The organism is Mycolicibacterium chlorophenolicum, from assembly GCF_001044235.1.
In the GTDB taxonomy this organism is placed as follows: domain Bacteria; phylum Actinomycetota; class Actinomycetes; order Mycobacteriales; family Mycobacteriaceae; genus Mycobacterium; species Mycobacterium chlorophenolicum.
Genome location: NZ_JYNL01000040.1, coordinates 1 through 1,506 on the forward strand (window position 1 = coordinate 1; position 1,506 = coordinate 1,506).

A 1,506-nucleotide genomic window follows, 5' to 3' on the forward strand; every position below is an offset into this window, starting at 1 on the left:
CAGCGGATTCACGCTGCCCACCCACCGCAGCACAGCAAAATCAGTCTGACCGGACCTCAACAGGGTCGATCCACGGATTGAGGCTTAGAGAAGTCCCGTGAACGGTGCACCGTCGCCCGCGACCGGCCCACGAGGCGCCGAGCCGGCGCCACCGCATGTTAAGGCGATGACGACAACGCGATACGGAGAGCCCCACTCATGCCGCAGACAGGCTGCCGCCCATTGTTTCGAGCGACGACGCATTGGCTGCGGACCACCGTCCTCGCGGTGGCGGTGTTGCTGATCGCGGCCGCGTGCACCTCGTCGCCGTCGGCGGCGCCCACGCCCGACGTGATCACCGATAAGGGCACGCCCTACGCAGACTTGCTCGTACCGAAACTGGAAGCGTCCGTAACTGATGGCGCCATCGGCGTCGCTGTTGATGCCCCCGTCACCGTTACCGCCGGCGACGGTGTTCTCGGCCAAGTGTCGCTGACCAACGACGCCGGCAAAATCGTTGACGGACAACTCAGCCCCGACGGAGTGTCCTGGTCCTCCGCGGAGCCGCTGGGCTACAACAAGCAGTACACCCTGCAGGCGCAAGCACAAGGACTTGGCGGAACAACAAACACCAGCGCAACATTCGAAACCCATTCTCCCGAAAACCTGACGATGCCCTACGTCTTGCCCAATGACGGCGAAACAGTGGGCGTGGGTCAACCCATTGCGATTCGCTTTGACGAGAACATCACGAACCGGGTCGCAGCGCAGCAGGCCATCACGGTCACCACGAACCCCCCGGTTGAGGGCGCCTTCTACTGGCTCAGCAACCGTGAAGTCCGTTGGCGCCCCGCCGAATACTGGGAGCCCGGCACCACCGTGGAGGTGTCGGTCAAGGCTTACGGGGTCGACTTCGGCGACGGGCTCTTCGGCCAAGACGACGTCACCACGCGCTTCACCATCGGCGATCAAATCATCGCCACCGCCGACGACGCCAGCAAGACGATGACCGTGCGGCGCAACGGTGACGTCGTCAAAACCATGCCCATCTCCATGGGCAAAGCCAAGACACCCACCGACAACGGCACCTACCTCATCGGCGACCGCTACTCATTCCTGGTGATGGATTCGTCGACCTACGGGGTGCCCGTTAACTCTCCCGACGGGTACCGCACCGAAGTCGAGTGGGCCACGCAAATGTCCTACAGCGGCATCTACGTGCACTCGGCCCCATGGTCGGTGGGTAGCCAAGGCATCGCCAACGTCAGCCACGGAAGCCTCAACGTCAATCCAGCCAATGCCCGCTGGTTCTACGACAACACCCGACGCGGCGACATAGTGGAAGTCATCAACACCACCGGCGCCACCCTGTCAGGAACCGACGGCCTCGGCGACTGGAACATCCCCTGGGAGCAATGGAAGGCCGGAAACGCCAACCTCTAAGCCTCAATCCGTGGATCGACCCTGTTGAGGTCCGGTCAGACTGATTTTGCTGTGCTGCGGTGGGTGGGCAGCGTGAATCCGCTG

The 1,506-nt window shown here is 62.9% G+C and carries 1 protein-coding gene; it reads left to right on the forward strand.

Annotation, left to right across the window (positions count from 1 at the left end; all coding sequences use genetic code 11):
* Nucleotides 1-198: 198 nt before the first annotated feature.
* Nucleotides 199-1,422: a L,D-transpeptidase gene (locus MCHLDSM_RS17730; protein ID WP_048471300.1), complete on the forward strand. Its 1,224-nt coding sequence runs from the start codon at nucleotides 199-201 to the stop codon at nucleotides 1,420-1,422.
* Nucleotides 1,423-1,506: the final 84 nt, after the last annotated feature.